The following is a 14,580-nucleotide window of genomic DNA, read 5'->3' as shown; positions in this document are numbered from 1 at the left end:
GGTTCCGAATCCCGTGGAGAGGAAAAAGCAACCATGACTACTCAAGTCAGCAAGCAAATTCAGCTCGCGTCGCGGCCCGAGGGGTGGCCCACGGAGGAGAATTTCTCCACCGTGACGGTTGACCTTCCGGACCTCTCCGATGGTGAGGTGCGAGTCAAGAACCAGTTCATGTCAGTGGATCCTTACATGCGGGGCCGCATGTCGGCAGGCAAGAGCTACGTCGCGCCTTTCGAAGTAGGGGAGACCATGACGGGTGGCGCCGTGGGAAAGGTCGTAGAGTCCCGCAGCGACGATCTGCCCGAAGGATCCCTGGTGCTTCACCAGTTCGGCTGGCGCGACGTCGCCCAGGCCTCCGCCGATCAGTTCAACCGGGTCTCAGAGACCCCCGGTGTGCCCGCGTCTTTGTACCTTGGCATGTTGGGATTGACGGGTCTGACGGCCTATGTCGGTCTGACTCAGGTCGCGAAGTTCAAGGAAGGTGACGTCGTTTTCGTCTCGGGTGCCGCAGGAGCTGTGGGTTCTGCCGTCGGGCAGATTGCGCGGTTACTGGGAGCTTCGAAGGTCATCGGTTCCGCCGGAAGCGACGAGAAAACCGAACTGTTGGAGAAGAAGTACGGCTACGACGTCGCCCTCAACTACAAGGCCGCTCCGATTCGCGAACAGCTCCCGAAAGCGGCTCCGGACGGAATCGACGTATATTTCGACAACGTGGGCGGCGACCACTTGGAGGCGGCGATCGACGTTCTCAACCGTTACGGCCGCGCGGCGCTGTGCGGGGCCATCAGCCAGTACAACGCGACGGAAGCGACCCCGGGACCGGACAATATGGCGAATTTCGTCAAGCAGTCGCTGGCTTTCAAGGGATTCATCGTGGGCGACTACATGGAGTATGCGGGTGAGTTCCAGGAGAAGATGAGCAACTGGCTTCAGGACGGGAAAGTCCAGTACGACGAGACTGTCGTCGACGGCCTGGACAACGCTACCGACGCATTCATCTCCATGATGGAAGGCGCCAACAAGGGCAAGATGGTCGTTCGTATCGAGGAGTAATGTCCTCAGCGTCAAGGGCCCTGGCTCCGCCGTGTCGGTGGGCCAGGGCCTTCTGCGTATGCGGAATGAGCCGACCAGGTTCGTTGAGGCTTCAGGCCAGCGGCCTCATTGTGCCGGAGATGATGGTTCGGGTCGCTCCGCCGATCCACACGTCTTCGCCCTTCTTCTCAACGTGGATCATGCCACCGCGACCCAATACGGTTCCTTGACGGGCGACATAGCTCCGAGGGGCTCGCCCGTCTCGAATCAGCCATTGTGCAAAGCCTGCGTTGAGGCTCCCCGTCACGGGATCCTCGCTGCTTCCATCGCCCGACCCGAAAGCGCGGACTTCCAGGTCTGCGGGGGCACCAGAGTGGTCGAAAAATCCGGCGACACCGATCTTGAACCCACTCTTGGCAATCTCGGCCATTTGGGGTTTCAGGCCGAGCACGTCATCAGCGGACTTGAACACGATGCCGACCCAACCAGGGCCGTTGTCGATCCAACGGGCGGCCTCGATCCTTGACGCGTCCGCGCCGAGAAGTTCGGTGATGGAACAAAGGGTCTTCTCATCTGCTTGCTCGTCACGTACGAGGGGCGGGGCGGCGAATGAGATCCTGTCCGCAGACCGCCGGAGCGCGACCAGCCCCGACGCGGATTCCTGGGTGATGGTCTCACGGTGAGCCGGACGCCCTCCGGCCTCGAGCCAAGCATGAGCCGATCCCAAGGTCGGGTGCCCCGCGAAAGGAAGCTCACGGGTCGGCGTGAATATGCGGAGACGGTAATCGGCCTCGCCGGAGGTAGGGGCCAGGAGGAACGTGGTCTCGGACAGATTGGTCCAATTCGCGAAGGCCTGCATCTGCCGATCGCTAAGGGCGTCGGCGTCGTGAACGACCGCGAGTGGGTTACCCGGCAGCGGCCCGGGCGCAAAAACGTCGACCTGGTGGAACGGCAAGAACATGGACATCCCCATTTCTCCTGCGGAACCCGTTACGGACCCCGGAGTGGTAAGTATCCGGTACGCGCGGTACCGTAAACGTGATGGTGAGCTGAAACTCACCCCGGCAAGACTAATTGTCGAACACGTATCGACAGGGCGGGAGGCGTCACGATGTTTCCGGAAACGGCAAACAAGTCCGATCGTAAGATCGTGCCTCAGGCCGTCGAGCTTCGAAGCGTTCAGGGGCTGCCCATTTCGGTGACGTCCTGGGGTGACTGGGAAACGGCTCAGGGAGTGGCTCTCATTGTTCCCGCGATCGCAACCCGGGCGAGGCACTACAACGGGTTTGCTCGCTGGCTGGCTGACCAAGGACTTGTCGCGGTTTCCTTCGACTACTCGGGGTTCGGTGAATCGTTGGTCGGCAGCCTCAAGGATTCGGACGTGAACATCCTGAACTGGGCCGACGACGCCCGCACCGTCATCGACTGGATCGGGGAGCAGGGACCCACCTTGCCCGTGACCTGGATCGGGCACAGCCTGGGTGGGCAACTCCTGGGGCTGGCGGGTGATCGGGGCGTAACAAAAAGTATTTTTGTGGCCAGTGGCGTCGGGTCGGGTTGGAAGTCGCCATGGCAGACCGCTGTGCCGGGCATGGCAATGTTCTTCCTTGTCGGCCCTGTGGCACAAAAAATCTGCGGCTATTATCCGGGCCGAAAACTGAGGTTCTTCGGCAACCTTCCTTCCGGAGTCATGAGCCAATGGACGCGATGGGTGGCTTATCCGCGTTATATCCTGGGGGAGCGTCCTTGGTTGGCACCGGAGTACGCGGCCGTCGAGTCGCCGATCACGGCAATCTCCTTCACGGACGATGTGGTGATGTCCAAGTCGGCGTTGCGCATGTTGCTCTCGTTCTACTCGGGGGCCCGAAGGCTGCATTTTCGGTACTCGCCCCGAGACCTCGGGGTTGACTCGATTGGGCACATGGGTCCTTTCAGAGCGGCAAGCGCTGCCATCTGGAAGACCGTCATTGCGCCGCATCTTGCGAAAAACGAAGGGCCGCCACGCAGATAAATAGCAAAGCTATATACTTTGAGGTACACTGGGGCTATGTCAGACTCGCACCTGAAAAACAGCTCTTCGGCACAAGGGGCTCTCTCCTCTGCCGAATCTCGGCACGCCACGGAATTGATCGTGGTGGCCAGCCGATTTGTTCGTGCCGCGTCCCGCCACAGTGGCAGGGAGCGATCGACGATCGTTCTCCGGACCCTTTCCAACCTCAGTTTGGTGGGTCCCATGAGGATCGGCGATCTCGCCTCGGCGGAGCACATTACGCAGCCCACGATGACCGGCGTGCTAAAACGCCTGGAAGTCGAAGGGCTCGTGAAGCGTCAGGCGGACCCGTACGACGGTCGGGCTCAGCTCATTGAAATTACCCCATCGGGGAAGAAAGAACTCAATGACTTCCGCAAGAAGGCGACACAGCGAATTCAGCCCGCGGTTGCGCGGCTGACCAGCGAAGAGCGGAAGATCTTGTGGCGGGCTTCGGAGATCCTGGGGTCCATCAACAAGGATCTTGACGACTTGTAGAAGCAGGTATGAGCGCCGGAGGATGCGTCTACCTCATCCGCCTCGCTCGGATTGGCGCCAGATAAGCGACGTTTCATCCCGTTTGTGCCTGGCGCCCATGTTTTTACCCAGATATATAGTGAAGCAATGTGTGGTTCGTTCAGAGGACGCCGCACCTATTGGAGGCATTAGCACCGCATGAGCACAAGTACACCCACCGGAACTCATCCCGTGGTGGAGAGCAGGGAAAGCTCTCCTGATTCTTCACCTCAGAAAAAACAGTCGATTCTGCGTCAGCCCATCGCGGTTTGGGCCATTGCGTTCGCGTGCATGGTTTCTTTCATGGGCATCGGACTGGTCGACCCGATTCTGCCGGCCATCAGTAGCGAACTCAACGCTACGGCCGGTCAGACGATGTTGCTCTTCACGAGCTATCTCTTCATCACCGGCATCGCGATGTTCTTCACCGGTTGGGTATCCAGCCGTATCGGTATAAAGACGACTTTGCTCGTCGGGCTGGTCCTGATCATCGCTTTCGCCGCGTTCGCTGGCGCATCGGGCAGCGTCGGGGAAATCATCGGGTTCCGAGCTGGTTGGGGACTCGGCAATGCCCTCTTCATTTCAACGGCACTGTCCGCGATCGTCGGTGCAGCGGCCGGCGGCAGCGGCCAGGCCGTGATGCTCTACGAGGCGGCATTGGGGATCGGTATGGCCATCGGGCCGCTGGTCGGCGGGCTGCTCGGTTCCGTGTCTTGGCGCGGGCCGTTCTTCGGTACCGCCGCGCTCATGGCCGTCGGTTTCATCGCCATCGTCTCCTTGCTCCGCAACCCGAAGAAGGATTCTGCTCAGCCGGTTGAGAAGCACGCGTTCACCGCCGGCTTCAAAGCCCTCAAGGACCCGGCCCTCCGGGTTCTGGCATTTACGGCTCTCTTCTACAATTTCGCCTTCTTCGTCCTTCTCGCGTACAGCCCGTACCCGTTGGAGGCCGCCGCGGCCAAGAACGGTACCGAATTCGGCGCTCACGAGCTGGGCTTCGTCTTCTTTGGCTGGGGCGTCGCCCTTGCGATCGCATCGGTGTTCTTGGCACCCATGCTGACTCGTCGGTTCGGGCTTCGTCCGGTTCTGTACAGCATGCTCGGACTTTTGGCGATCACGATGGCGTGCGCGGCCATCTGGCATGAATCCGTCGTCGGACTGATCGTCTTCATCGTGATCGCGGGCCTCTTCCAGGGCGTTATGAACACTGCCCTGACTGAGACCGTCATGGAGGCTACGAGCCTTCCGCGTTCGATCGCATCATCGACCTACTCCGGTGTTCGTTTCATCGGTGGCGCGATCGCCCCGGCCATCGCGGGCCCGGTGGCCGACGCGGTCGGTGCGGGCGCCCCGTACTGGATGGCTGTGGTGACCCTCGTCGTGTCGATCATCGTGCTGGTGTTCGGCGGACACCGCTTGGCACAGGTCTCCCGACCCCATGAGACCGCGGAAGCCGAGGCCGAGGCCATCACGCGGGGTACCGACTAGGTGCGGCGCAGCGGCCGGCCCCCGTGGGTCATGTTCGACGGTGAACCGGGGTGCTGGCCGAAGACCGGCCTTCAAGAATCGCAATAGGCAGATTCTGGCCGCGAATCAACGCACGAAGCCGGGGGCTATTGTTGGCCCCCGGCTATCTTTCGATCGCCCCAGAAGCTCCGGCACGAGTGCCTGAGTCGTGTATTCGGTTAATTCGCGCAGTACCTTCTCTTCAAGGCTGCCGATGACGGCGGTCGGCGTTATTCCCGCGTCCCGCGCGGCGGTGATGCCAGTCCGCGAATCCTCGAATGCGACTGCTTGCGACGGGGGGCAGGCGCAGCTGTTCAAGAGCGGTGAGATAAGCCTCGGGGTGCGGCTGGGGTGCCTCGACATCCTCGAGTGCTACGACCCCGTCCAATTCTGTGAGCAAATCGGCCTGTCCGAGGGCCGGAACGACGACGTCGCGGCTCGCGGCGGTCACAACCATAAGACGTTTGCCCTGACGTCGTGATCGACCGCGCCCAAGAGTCCATCGCCCTCGGATCAGCGCCCCCGTGGCTGCCCTTCTGCTGAACGTCGTTCCCGGTGCTGCTCTGTACGACATCCGACGTACGGCATATGACCATTCGGCGGCCTCGTAGCAGTACCGGTCATGGGGTGGGTCGCCTTCTCGGTATTCGACTCCTGGCGCTGGACGTTTCTCGTCGGCGCAGTGGTCGTGACGGTGGCCTTTCCGGCTTTTCTTCTTGTGCAGCGCAACAGCCCGCGGGATGTGGGTTTCCCTGAGACCGACGACGAGGGCCCCTCCTGCCAGGAGCCGTACGAGCAGGGCGCGCGCAGCGCGGCAGGGGCCAAATCAATCCGCCCCCGGTGCGTTCCACAACGACGGCTCCCAGAATCAGGCTCAGCGACCTTTGGGCCTCGGTGCCTCACGATCCTATGGTTCTCCGTCTGGGACTCGTCTACTTCATGCTTAAACCACCCGGTACGCGGTGCTCCTCTGGGGCCCTGTTCTGGTCATTGACGCGATCCCGGAGCTGGACGACAACACCGCGGTGTCGGTTCCTGTCGCCTTCGGCACTGCGGGGTTCGTCGCCCCGATTGTGGTCGGTTGGGTATCCATACCTTCTTTGGTGCGCGGCGCATACCGCCGACCGTGATCTCGCTGTCCTGTTCCTGCTCCGATCTTGGAACACACGGCCCGCGACGCGGTGACCTCGCGGCCCGATCCGGCGAGGGACCCCGGAATGCCTCAGATGAGGGGCTCGAACTCTCGGCGTTGTCCCTCGGGTGAATATATCCGGGAGGCGCCGCGTTTGTGGCTCCCAACCCAATGGGTATCCACGATTCCCACCGCTTCCATGAGGGCATAGGCGGTTGTCGGACCGACGAAGCGAAAGCCTCGTTCCTTGAGGTCCTTGGACAAGGCCTGCGACTCGGTCGACTGCGTAGGAACCTCCGCGATGCTCTCTGGCAAAGGGGTGACTTTGGGCGCGTGAGACCAAATCAGGGCCGGAAGGCCATCGGCGATCTCCAGTTCTCCTCCGCCCCACAACGGCAGAATGAAACCGCGGGTCAACGGATCCGCGTCCGGCGCGCCCCGGAGCTCAAGAGTTGCCCGCGCATTGCCGATCGCCGCGAGAATCTTTGGTCGGCTGCGGATGATGCTGGCGTCCTCGACGAGTCGCTCGACGTCGTCGTCCGAGAACTCGGCGACGGCTTCCGGGTCGAAGGCCGCGAAGGCCCTCCTGAAAGCATCTCGGCGCGCGAGGATCGTGGCCCATGACAGACCGGCCTGGAAACCTTCCAGACACACTCTCTCGTAGAGGCCCGCCTCCGAGATCACGGGCAAGCCCCACTCGTGGTCGTAGTAGTCGCGCATCATGGCGCTGCCGTTGGCCCATTCCGTGCGCGGGAGTGCCTCCTGAAGGACCGCATCTGAAGCGGTGCCTTCCGGCGCGGGGTGAATTTGAGTCATCGGTCGTCCCATCCAGTCATTCTCAAAGTCATGTTGAACCGGCCCGTCTCCACGGGGCATCCCTTCGGCGCTGTATTCGGCAGGATCTTGGGCACGCCGTGGAACATGAAACGGCTCGGTCCACCGAAAACTACCAGGTCTCCGGAGGCCAATCGGATGTCCTGGTATGGCTTGCTCTTGGTCCGTGGATTTCCCACGCGAAAAAGTGCAGTATCCCCAACACTCACGCTGACAACGGGCTCGGAGGAACGCTCATCCTTATCCTGATGCATGCCCATTTTGGCGCTGGGCTCGTAATAATTGATGAGGGCCACGTCGGGCTCATAGGAATCTGCCCACGCCTTGAGTTCCTGCTGCCCCAGGCCGGGCCAGCTCTGTGCGGTCAGTGGTGAGAAAGCATCTTCTACGGCCTTGCGGCCGAGGCGAATCAGCCAATCCGGTATCGGCAGGGGAGCGGCGTCGCCGAATTCTCTGGCCCGCCTGGTCAGGCGACCGGCTTCCCAATGCCATCCCAAAGTCGTCAGTCTGACCGACATGGGGTGGCCATTGATCAGAGGCGAATGCGGAGGGATCGGTCCACGTCCCCACTGTTCCCATTGACCAGCGATCCACCGTTGCTGGTAGGCGCTCAGCCAACCTGGAACGTGGACGACACCCGCAACGATTTCCCGCGGCTGCCGCTGGAAGGCGTCGTCGGAGAAGAGCCCCGTCTCGTCCTCAGCCATTGTGATCTCCTTTCGGTCGAATATCCCGAGGCCGGCCCTGTCCGACCTGTCCGACCTGTGTACCCACAACGAATTACCGTCTATGTGCCTGAGTCGTACAACCTGCCGGGGCCGAAACCTGTTCCCGCGTCGAGCCGAGATGATTCCGCCATTATCTGCCGAGTGAACTCCTTTTCGCGCGGCTTGCCGACGCGCCCCGGGCCGTGCCGAGACACGATACCCGGCGACGCAAAAACCCCGGGCCCCGATCACCTCATCAGAGTGAGGGACCGGGTTGCCCGGGGTTCTTCGTGGAGGACGATTACTCGGTGGATGTGTCCTCGTCGACCCAGTCGAAGGAACGGGTAACGGCCTTCTTCCAAAGCCGGTATTGGCGTTCGACCTCCTCATTGTCCATCTGGGGAGTCCAGCGCTTGTCTTCCTGCCAGTTCTCGACGACGTCTTCTTCGCCGTCCCAGAACCCGACGGCAATGCCGGCGGCGTACGCAGCACCCAAGGCCGTGGTCTCAACAACCTTCGGCCGGATTACGGGAACCCGCAGCAGATCCGCCTGGAACTGCATCAGGAATTGGTTGGCTGTCATGCCACCATCCACGCGCAACTCCGTCAGGTCCACACCGGAATCGGCGTTCATCGCGTCAATAACCTCGCGAGTCTGGAAAGCAGTCGCCTCGAGGGCCGCACGCACAATGTGTGCTTTTTTGACGTAGCGCGTCATGCCGACCAGAACACCACGGGCATCCGGACGCCAATACGGCGCAAACAACCCGGAGAAGGCCGGGACAAAGTACGTCCCGCCCGAATCCTCGACCGACGTCGCGAGCGCCTCAGAATCTGCGGCGTTGTCGATGAGCTCGAGGTTGTCACGCAACCACTGGATCAACGACCCCGAAACGGCGATAGAACCCTCGAGCGCGTACACGGGCTTCTCGTCGCCGATCTTGTACGCAACCGTGGTCAGGAGACCGTTCTCCGAGAAAACGGGCTCCTCGCCGGTGTTCATCAACATGAAGTTGCCGGTGCCGTAGGTGTTCTTGGACTGGCCTTCCTTGAAGCAAGCCTGCCCAAAGGTTGCCGCCTGCTGGTCGCCGAGGATGCCAGCGATGGGAGTCCCGCGCAGGAATCCACGCGCTCGACCCCGACCATAGACCTCAGCCGAGGACTTGATCTCCGGGAGCATCGACATCGGAATGCCGAAGTCCTTGGCGATGTCTTCTTCCCACTCGAGGGTCCGGATATTCATGAGCATCGTACGGGACGCGTTGGTCACGTCCGTGATGTGAACACCGCCCTCGGTGCCGCCGGTGAGGTTCCACAGGACCCACGAGTCGGTTGTGCCGAACAGCAGATCGCCCTTCTCGGCGCGCTCGCGCGCACCTTCTACGTTGTCCAGGATCCACTTGACCTTGGGACCAGCGAAATAGGTGTTCAGCGAAAGGCCCACGCGGTCGTGGTACTTGTCGTAGCCTTCGTCCCCGGCCAATTCGTCACAGATCTTCTGGGTACGGGTGTCCTGCCAGACAATCGCGTTGTAGACCGGTTCTCCGGTGTTCTTGTCCCAGACCACGGCGGTCTCGCGCTGGTTGGTGATGCCTACCGCAGCGACATCGTGGTGGTTGATTTCGACGTCGGAGAAGCAATCCGCAACGGATCTCCGGACGTTGCGCCAGATCTCCAGCGGATCGTGTTCGACCCAACCGGCTCTGGGGAAAATCTGCTCGTGTTCATACTGGCCGACCGTGATGATCTGGCCCTTTTTGTCGAAGACGATGGCCCGGGAACTCGTGGTGCCCTGGTCGATGGCGAGAATGTATTTTTTGTCAGTATTCATAGTTTTGGAGAACAGCGCGTCGTTCCTGTTTCCGTCTTTCTGGTCGGTCATTTCGCTTGCCTTTCCTGAGGGGCCGCCTCTTTGCGGCCCAATCTTCTAGAGAGCCACGAGGAGGGGGACAACGAGGGCAGCGACGAGGCCGCCGACGATCGGACCCAGCACGGGTACCCAAGAATATGCCCAATCGGACGGTCCTTTGCCTCGGATGGGCAGAATAGCGTGGGCGATGCGGGGACCGAGGTCACGAGCGGGGTTGATGGCGTAACCTGTCGGGCCGCCGAGGGAGATGCCGATGGCCAAAACCACGAGCGCGACCGGAAGTGGACCCATCTCGCTCGGAGTTTTGTCGGAGAAAAGAATGAAGGCGATCAGCACGAAGGTCGCGACGACCTCCGTCAGGAAGTTCCAGCCATAAGAGCGGATCTCCGGACCGGTCGAGAAGACGCCGAGCTTGTTGGCTGCGGGGGATTCCAAGTCGAAGTGCTTCTTGTGGGTCAGATAGACGATGATCGCGCCGATGATGGCACCCAGGAGTTGAGCGACGATGTAGACGAACACGTTGCCCGCGGTCGCCGGGATACCATCTGCCAAGTCTTTGTGGGCGGCCCAGAAGGATAATGTCACCACGGGGTTCAGATGCCCGCCCGTCGCATATGCGGCGTAGACGCCGGCGTAGACGCCAAGTCCCCAGCCGAATGCAACCATGAGCCAGCCGCCTGCGTTGTTCTTTGTTCGCGGAAGGACCTGGCCGGCGACGACGCCGCAACCGAGGAGCACGAGGATCAGCGTTCCTATGAACTCGGACGTGAACATTCCGAGTGTCGTGGGAACGCCATTATCCATGAGCTGAGGTGCGATACCGAGAATCCCGGTGGATCCGTCGGCGAGTAATGATCCGGTCATTACCGCTCACTTTCCGGCACTTCGTCGTGCCTTATTGTTCTCAATCGCCGGTGTTCAGCCAGCGGGTCGATGATTGATGGATGAAAACTAGGGCCGGGCGGTCGGCCTGAAGGGCGCTTTCCGCCCGGCCAGATATGGATGACTAGCGCGAACCCAAAACCTTGCGGGGCATGATCTCGGGGTCGGATGTGATGACGTCGGCAGCGCCGGCGTCGTCGCGTTCCTCTTCCGCGCGGGCGATGTTATGAACCCGCTGGGCATAGCTGTCCAACTCGCGTTGGCGATCTTCCTGGCCCCAGCCGAGTTCGGCGGACATCACGTCGATGATCTCCGGTGCAGCGGAAAGACCGCGGTCCTTCTGCTCGAGGTCCAAACGGACACGGCGCATCAGAACGTCCTCGAGGTGGAGCGCTCCTTCGTACCGGACGGCCAGCAGGACCTCCGCGCGCAAGAACATCGGAGCCTTGGCCAGGGGCTGACCGAGTTCCGGGTTCTCGCTGATGAGGTCGAGCAAGTCATCGATTTCCGATCCGTAGCGGTCCAGAAGGCTGTCCACTCGGGCGGCCGTCCAGCCGTTTTCTTCCGCGATGTCGTTGGCGCGTGCCAGAGCAGCTCGGTAGCCCTGGGCGCCGACCAGCGGAATGTCTTCCGTTACGGAGGGACGTGCACCTGCGACGGATCCCAGGGCGAAGTCGACGGCATCTTTGGCCATGACCCGATAGGTGGTCAACTTGCCCCCGGCGATGGCGGACATGCCCGGAGCCACCTCGGCCACGGTGTGCTCGCGCGAAACCTTGGTGGACTGCGTCGAGCTCTCGCCCTTGACGCCGGGTTGGAGAAGCGGGCGGAGCCCGGCGTAGGTAGAGATGATGTCGTCCCTGGTCAACGGCTTCTCGAGGATCGCGTTGGCATGATCGAGAATGTAGTCAATGTCATCCGCAGTGGCGACCGGGCGTGCGACGTCCTGATCGTAAGGGGTGTCGGTCGTACCGATGACCCAGTAGCGCTGCCACGGAATGATGAACAGGACAGACTTCTCCGTACGGAGGAAGATGCCGGATTCGGCGTTGATGCGCTCCCTCGGCACGACGATATGAACGCCCTTGGACGCGAGCACCTGCAGACCACGGTCCTCACCGGTCAAGGCCTCGGTTTCCTCGGTCCAAACGCCGGTTGCGTTGATGACGTGCTTCGCCTTGACCTCGTGTACCTTTTGGGTCTCCAGGTCCGTGATCTTGGCACCGACCACGCGGCCGGTTTCCGACTTGATCACCTCTGTGACCTGCGTGCGGCTGGCGGCGAGTGCCCCATAACCGGCTGCGGTTCGGATGAGATCGATGACCAAGCGGGCATCGTCGACACGAGCATCGTAAAAGCGGATCGCGCCGGAGAGCTCGGAGTCCTTGATGTCCGGGAAGATCTGCTTGGCGCCCTTCTTCGAGTAATGCTTCTGCGTCGGGACGGTCTTGTGGCCCCGAGCCCCAGCAATGGCCATGGCGTCGTACATGCCGATCCCGATCGCGGAGTAGCTGCGCTCGATGACCGGCATCTTGAGCGGCCACAAGAACGGTTGTGCCTTGACGAGGTGCGGGGCCAAGCTGGTCAGGAGCAAGCCGCGCTCCTTGAGAGCCTCGGCAACCAGCTTGAAATCAAGGTTCAACAGGTAGCGAAGGCCGCCGTGGACGAGCTTTGATGACCATGCGGACGTTCCTGATGCCCAGTCGCCGGCGTCGACGACGGCGGTGCGCAGACCACGGGTTGCGGCGTCCAGTGCGATTCCGGCTCCAGTTACCCCGCCTCCGATGACGAGGACGTCTACGCCTTCGGCGTCCGACATGCCGTCCAGTGCATTCTGGCGGGAAGCCGCGGTCAGATGAGTTGCGGCGTTTTTCATGGAGCCTCCTAGATACTGGCGGATATTTCCGATGACGCCCGAGGCGCGGTGGCACCTATGACGTGTTAATTTCATTTCTACACAATCGTGAAAGAATGATCATCACTGATGCACGAACGTGCAGATATGAGATGAGGGTATGAACAAACGTGATGACTTGGCTCACAAAGCCGCAACCATGTATTACCTCCAGGATCAGACGATGGATGCCGTGGCCAGCGAGTTCGAGGTCTCGAGAGCGACTGTCTCCCGCCTCCTGAAATATGCGCGGGAATCCGGACTGGTTCGCATCACTCTGGCGGATGTTCCCAGCGAACGGGATGAGCTGGGCGGCCGTCTGGAGAAAATCTTTGGCATCAACGCACAAGTGGTCCCGATCAGAGGCAGTTCCTCGCCGATTAGCCAGATGGAACAAGTCTCGCGTGTGGCCGCATCAGCTCTCGACGCGATGATGGAACCCGGAACCGTTCTCGGCATGGCGTGGGGTTCAACCGTCACAGAAATCTCCCGTCATCTGACCCCGCGAAAGGTGCCTGATTCCGTGGTGGTCCAGCTCAATGGGGCGGGCAACGCGCGGCGTTCGGGGATTCCGTACACGGGGGCGATCCTCAATTCAGTCGCGGAGGCCTTCGGCTCGCAAATTGTGCATTTTCCTGTTCCAGCGTTCTTCGACTACGCCGACACGAAACAAGCATTGTGGCGAGAGCGGAGCATCCGCAGTGTTTTGCACCTTCAATCGCAGACGGACGTCGCGGTCTTCGGTGTGGGAGCACTTGACGGTCCCGTGCCGTCACACGTTTACAGCTCGGGGTATTTCGATGACGAGGACTTTGCCCTGCTGTCCGCGGAGAAAGTTGTGGGGGACATCTGCACCGTTCTTCTGCGGGAGGACGGTACGTGGCAGGACATCGAAATGAACCGTAGGGCATCGGGGCCGACGCCGTTCGAGCTGTCGCGTATCGAAAGGCGCCTGTGCGTGGTCTCTGGGCCTCACCGGGCAGGCGCGTTGTTGGGGGCGTTGCGCGCTCGTGCGGTAACGGATCTCGTGGTCGATTCCTTGACCGCCAAAATACTCTTGGACAAGCTCGCTGGACGGCGTCCCGGCGAATTGCGGCCCTGAACCTCTATAGGAGCTTGACCTTCGCGGCGGACTCTTCCAGGGCGCGACGAACCGCCTCGATCGCGGGGCGACGGGCCATGTCTCGACGAGCAGACGTGAAGACATGTCTGTGAGGCAGATTGGGCAATTCGATGAGTCTGACGCGCGGCGTCGAGCCGGCCCAGGCGAAGCCAGGAAGGAGCGCCACCGCCAGTCCGCATTCCACGAGGTCGATGTGAGCTCGAACGTCGTCGAATTCGAATCGGACGTGAGGTTCGAAGCCTGCGGTGCGGCACACGTGCTCGGCCCAGCTTCTGCTCGCATTCGACTTCGATTCCATGACCCACGGGGACCGAGCGGCATCGGCGATCGAATAGACGTCGGATTCCGGTGCGACCGCGAGCATGACCGGATCCTCGTTGAGGGGGCGAGAGTCCAGCTCAGGGAACTCTCGCACGGCATGGTGGGGATACTGTTCCGCGACCACGAGATCGACGTCTCTCATGTGCGTGTGTTCCAACGCCGCTTCCGGCTCGCGTTGCAAGGCCTCGACCCTTAGATCGGGGTAGCGCCCGGAGAGGGCTTCGAGCGTATCGGTGAGCAGGGCCATGGCGGCGGTCTGGAAAATGGCCAGCCGAACGGTCCCTGCGGGCGTCTGGTCGGTGGACTCCAGGGCCGTTTGCGCGAGTTCGAGCTCGTGAAGGATCTTCTCCGTATGTTCGACGAGGATCCGCGCCTTGGGCGTGAGGTTTACCGTGCGCCCTTGTTTCTGAAGCAGATGGTGGCCGCATTCGCGCTCTAAGGCAGTCAACTGTTGAGACACGGCAGAAGGCGTATAGCCCAGGACGTCAGCAGTTTCCGCAAGAGTTCCCCGAGTCGAAAGTTCCTGGAGGACGCGGAGTTTTTTGACGTCCAGCATGAGACCCCATTTCGTGAGTAGAACTTACGGATAATCGTAAATTCCCGTAACTTTTTCTTACCTAATTCATGGTACATACTGGTGAACAAGCGCGCTATGCGCACACGTCAAAGACGACGCACGATGCCGAAGAATCCTTCGGCACGATTTCGCTTAGAGGAGGCATTCTTGTCATCGAACCCAT

General features: G+C 61.2%; 14 protein-coding genes. 6 read left to right on the top strand and 8 right to left on the bottom strand.

Features of this window, described 5'->3' with window-relative positions; genetic code table 11:
- Positions 1–33: 33 nt before the first annotated feature.
- A complete protein-coding gene (locus EWR20_RS12360) occupies positions 34–1,050 on the top strand; it encodes an NADP-dependent oxidoreductase (RefSeq protein WP_129360987.1) in 1,017 nt (338 codons plus the stop codon).
- Between the two features lie 91 nt (positions 1,051–1,141).
- Here EWR20_RS12360 and EWR20_RS12355 read toward each other — a convergent pair whose 3' ends face one another.
- Positions 1,142–1,996 (bottom strand): PhzF family phenazine biosynthesis protein, encoded by an 855-nt coding sequence (locus EWR20_RS12355; RefSeq protein ID WP_202864809.1) that lies wholly within the window; start codon positions 1,994–1,996, stop codon positions 1,142–1,144.
- A gap of 144 nt (positions 1,997–2,140) precedes the next feature.
- On the opposite strand from EWR20_RS12355, the gene EWR20_RS12350 reads away from it, so the two are divergent.
- From EWR20_RS12350 to EWR20_RS12340, 3 genes are all read left to right on the top strand, one after another.
- Positions 2,141–3,040 carry an alpha/beta hydrolase family protein gene (locus EWR20_RS12350; protein WP_129360986.1) on the top strand — a complete coding sequence of 300 codons (900 nt, stop codon included), beginning with the start codon at positions 2,141–2,143 and terminating at the stop codon, positions 3,038–3,040.
- Between the two features lie 36 nt (positions 3,041–3,076).
- Positions 3,077–3,556: a MarR family winged helix-turn-helix transcriptional regulator gene (locus EWR20_RS12345; protein WP_129360985.1), complete on the top strand. Its 480-nt coding sequence runs from the start codon at positions 3,077–3,079 to the stop codon at positions 3,554–3,556.
- Positions 3,557–3,733: 177 nt separating this feature from the next.
- Entirely contained in the window at positions 3,734–5,059 is a 1,326-nt protein-coding gene (locus EWR20_RS12340) for an MFS transporter (RefSeq protein WP_129360984.1), read from the top strand.
- A 220-nt stretch (positions 5,060–5,279) separates the two neighbouring features.
- Here EWR20_RS12340 and EWR20_RS12335 read toward each other — a convergent pair whose 3' ends face one another.
- Positions 5,280–5,651, bottom strand: a complete 372-nt coding sequence (locus EWR20_RS12335) for an HAD hydrolase-like protein (RefSeq protein WP_129360983.1) — start codon at positions 5,649–5,651, stop codon at positions 5,280–5,282.
- A gap of 388 nt (positions 5,652–6,039) precedes the next feature.
- Between EWR20_RS12335 and EWR20_RS12725 the strand changes: the two genes are divergently transcribed.
- Positions 6,040–6,207 carry a hypothetical protein gene (locus EWR20_RS12725; protein WP_165001044.1) on the top strand — a complete coding sequence of 56 codons (168 nt, stop codon included), beginning with the start codon at positions 6,040–6,042 and terminating at the stop codon, positions 6,205–6,207.
- Between the two features lie 92 nt (positions 6,208–6,299).
- Here EWR20_RS12725 and EWR20_RS12330 read toward each other — a convergent pair whose 3' ends face one another.
- The 5 genes from EWR20_RS12330 to EWR20_RS12310 all read right to left on the bottom strand — a co-directional run bounded on the left by EWR20_RS12330 (position 6,300) and on the right by EWR20_RS12310 (position 12,378).
- The gene (locus EWR20_RS12330) at positions 6,300–7,025 is read right to left on the bottom strand and encodes a DNA-3-methyladenine glycosylase I (protein WP_129360982.1); all 726 of its coding nucleotides are present in this window, start codon (positions 7,023–7,025) and stop codon (positions 6,300–6,302) included.
- On the bottom strand, positions 7,022–7,750 hold the full coding sequence (locus EWR20_RS12325; protein WP_129360981.1) for an alpha-ketoglutarate-dependent dioxygenase AlkB: 729 nt from the start codon (positions 7,748–7,750) through the stop codon (positions 7,022–7,024). Before EWR20_RS12325 ends, EWR20_RS12330 begins: the two co-directional genes overlap by 4 nt.
- A gap of 301 nt (positions 7,751–8,051) precedes the next feature.
- Positions 8,052–9,581 carry a glycerol kinase GlpK gene (glpK, locus tag EWR20_RS12320; protein WP_129361039.1) on the bottom strand — a complete coding sequence of 510 codons (1,530 nt, stop codon included), beginning with the start codon at positions 9,579–9,581 and terminating at the stop codon, positions 8,052–8,054.
- Positions 9,582–9,677: 96 nt separating this feature from the next.
- A complete protein-coding gene (locus EWR20_RS12315; RefSeq protein WP_129361038.1) occupies positions 9,678–10,424 on the bottom strand; it encodes an MIP/aquaporin family protein in 747 nt (248 codons plus the stop codon).
- A gap of 202 nt (positions 10,425–10,626) precedes the next feature.
- A complete protein-coding gene (locus EWR20_RS12310; protein WP_129360980.1) occupies positions 10,627–12,378 on the bottom strand; it encodes a glycerol-3-phosphate dehydrogenase/oxidase in 1,752 nt (583 codons plus the stop codon).
- A 139-nt stretch (positions 12,379–12,517) separates the two neighbouring features.
- Here EWR20_RS12310 and EWR20_RS12305 point away from each other — a divergent pair, with 139 nt between their 5' ends.
- Positions 12,518–13,498, top strand: a complete 981-nt coding sequence (locus tag EWR20_RS12305; protein WP_129360979.1) for a sugar-binding transcriptional regulator — start codon at positions 12,518–12,520, stop codon at positions 13,496–13,498.
- A gap of 4 nt (positions 13,499–13,502) precedes the next feature.
- Here the strand turns inward: EWR20_RS12305 and EWR20_RS12300 are convergent, their stop codons facing one another.
- Entirely contained in the window at positions 13,503–14,396 is an 894-nt protein-coding gene (locus tag EWR20_RS12300; RefSeq protein WP_129360978.1) for a LysR substrate-binding domain-containing protein, read from the bottom strand.
- Positions 14,397–14,580 lie beyond the last annotated feature (184 nt).

Origin of the sequence: Rothia uropygioeca (assembly GCF_004136585.1) — a bacterium.
Lineage (GTDB): Bacteria > Actinomycetota > Actinomycetes > Actinomycetales > Micrococcaceae > Rothia.
The sequence above is the reverse complement of the archived record's forward strand: the minus strand, read 5'-3'. Positions and strand labels throughout refer to the sequence as shown.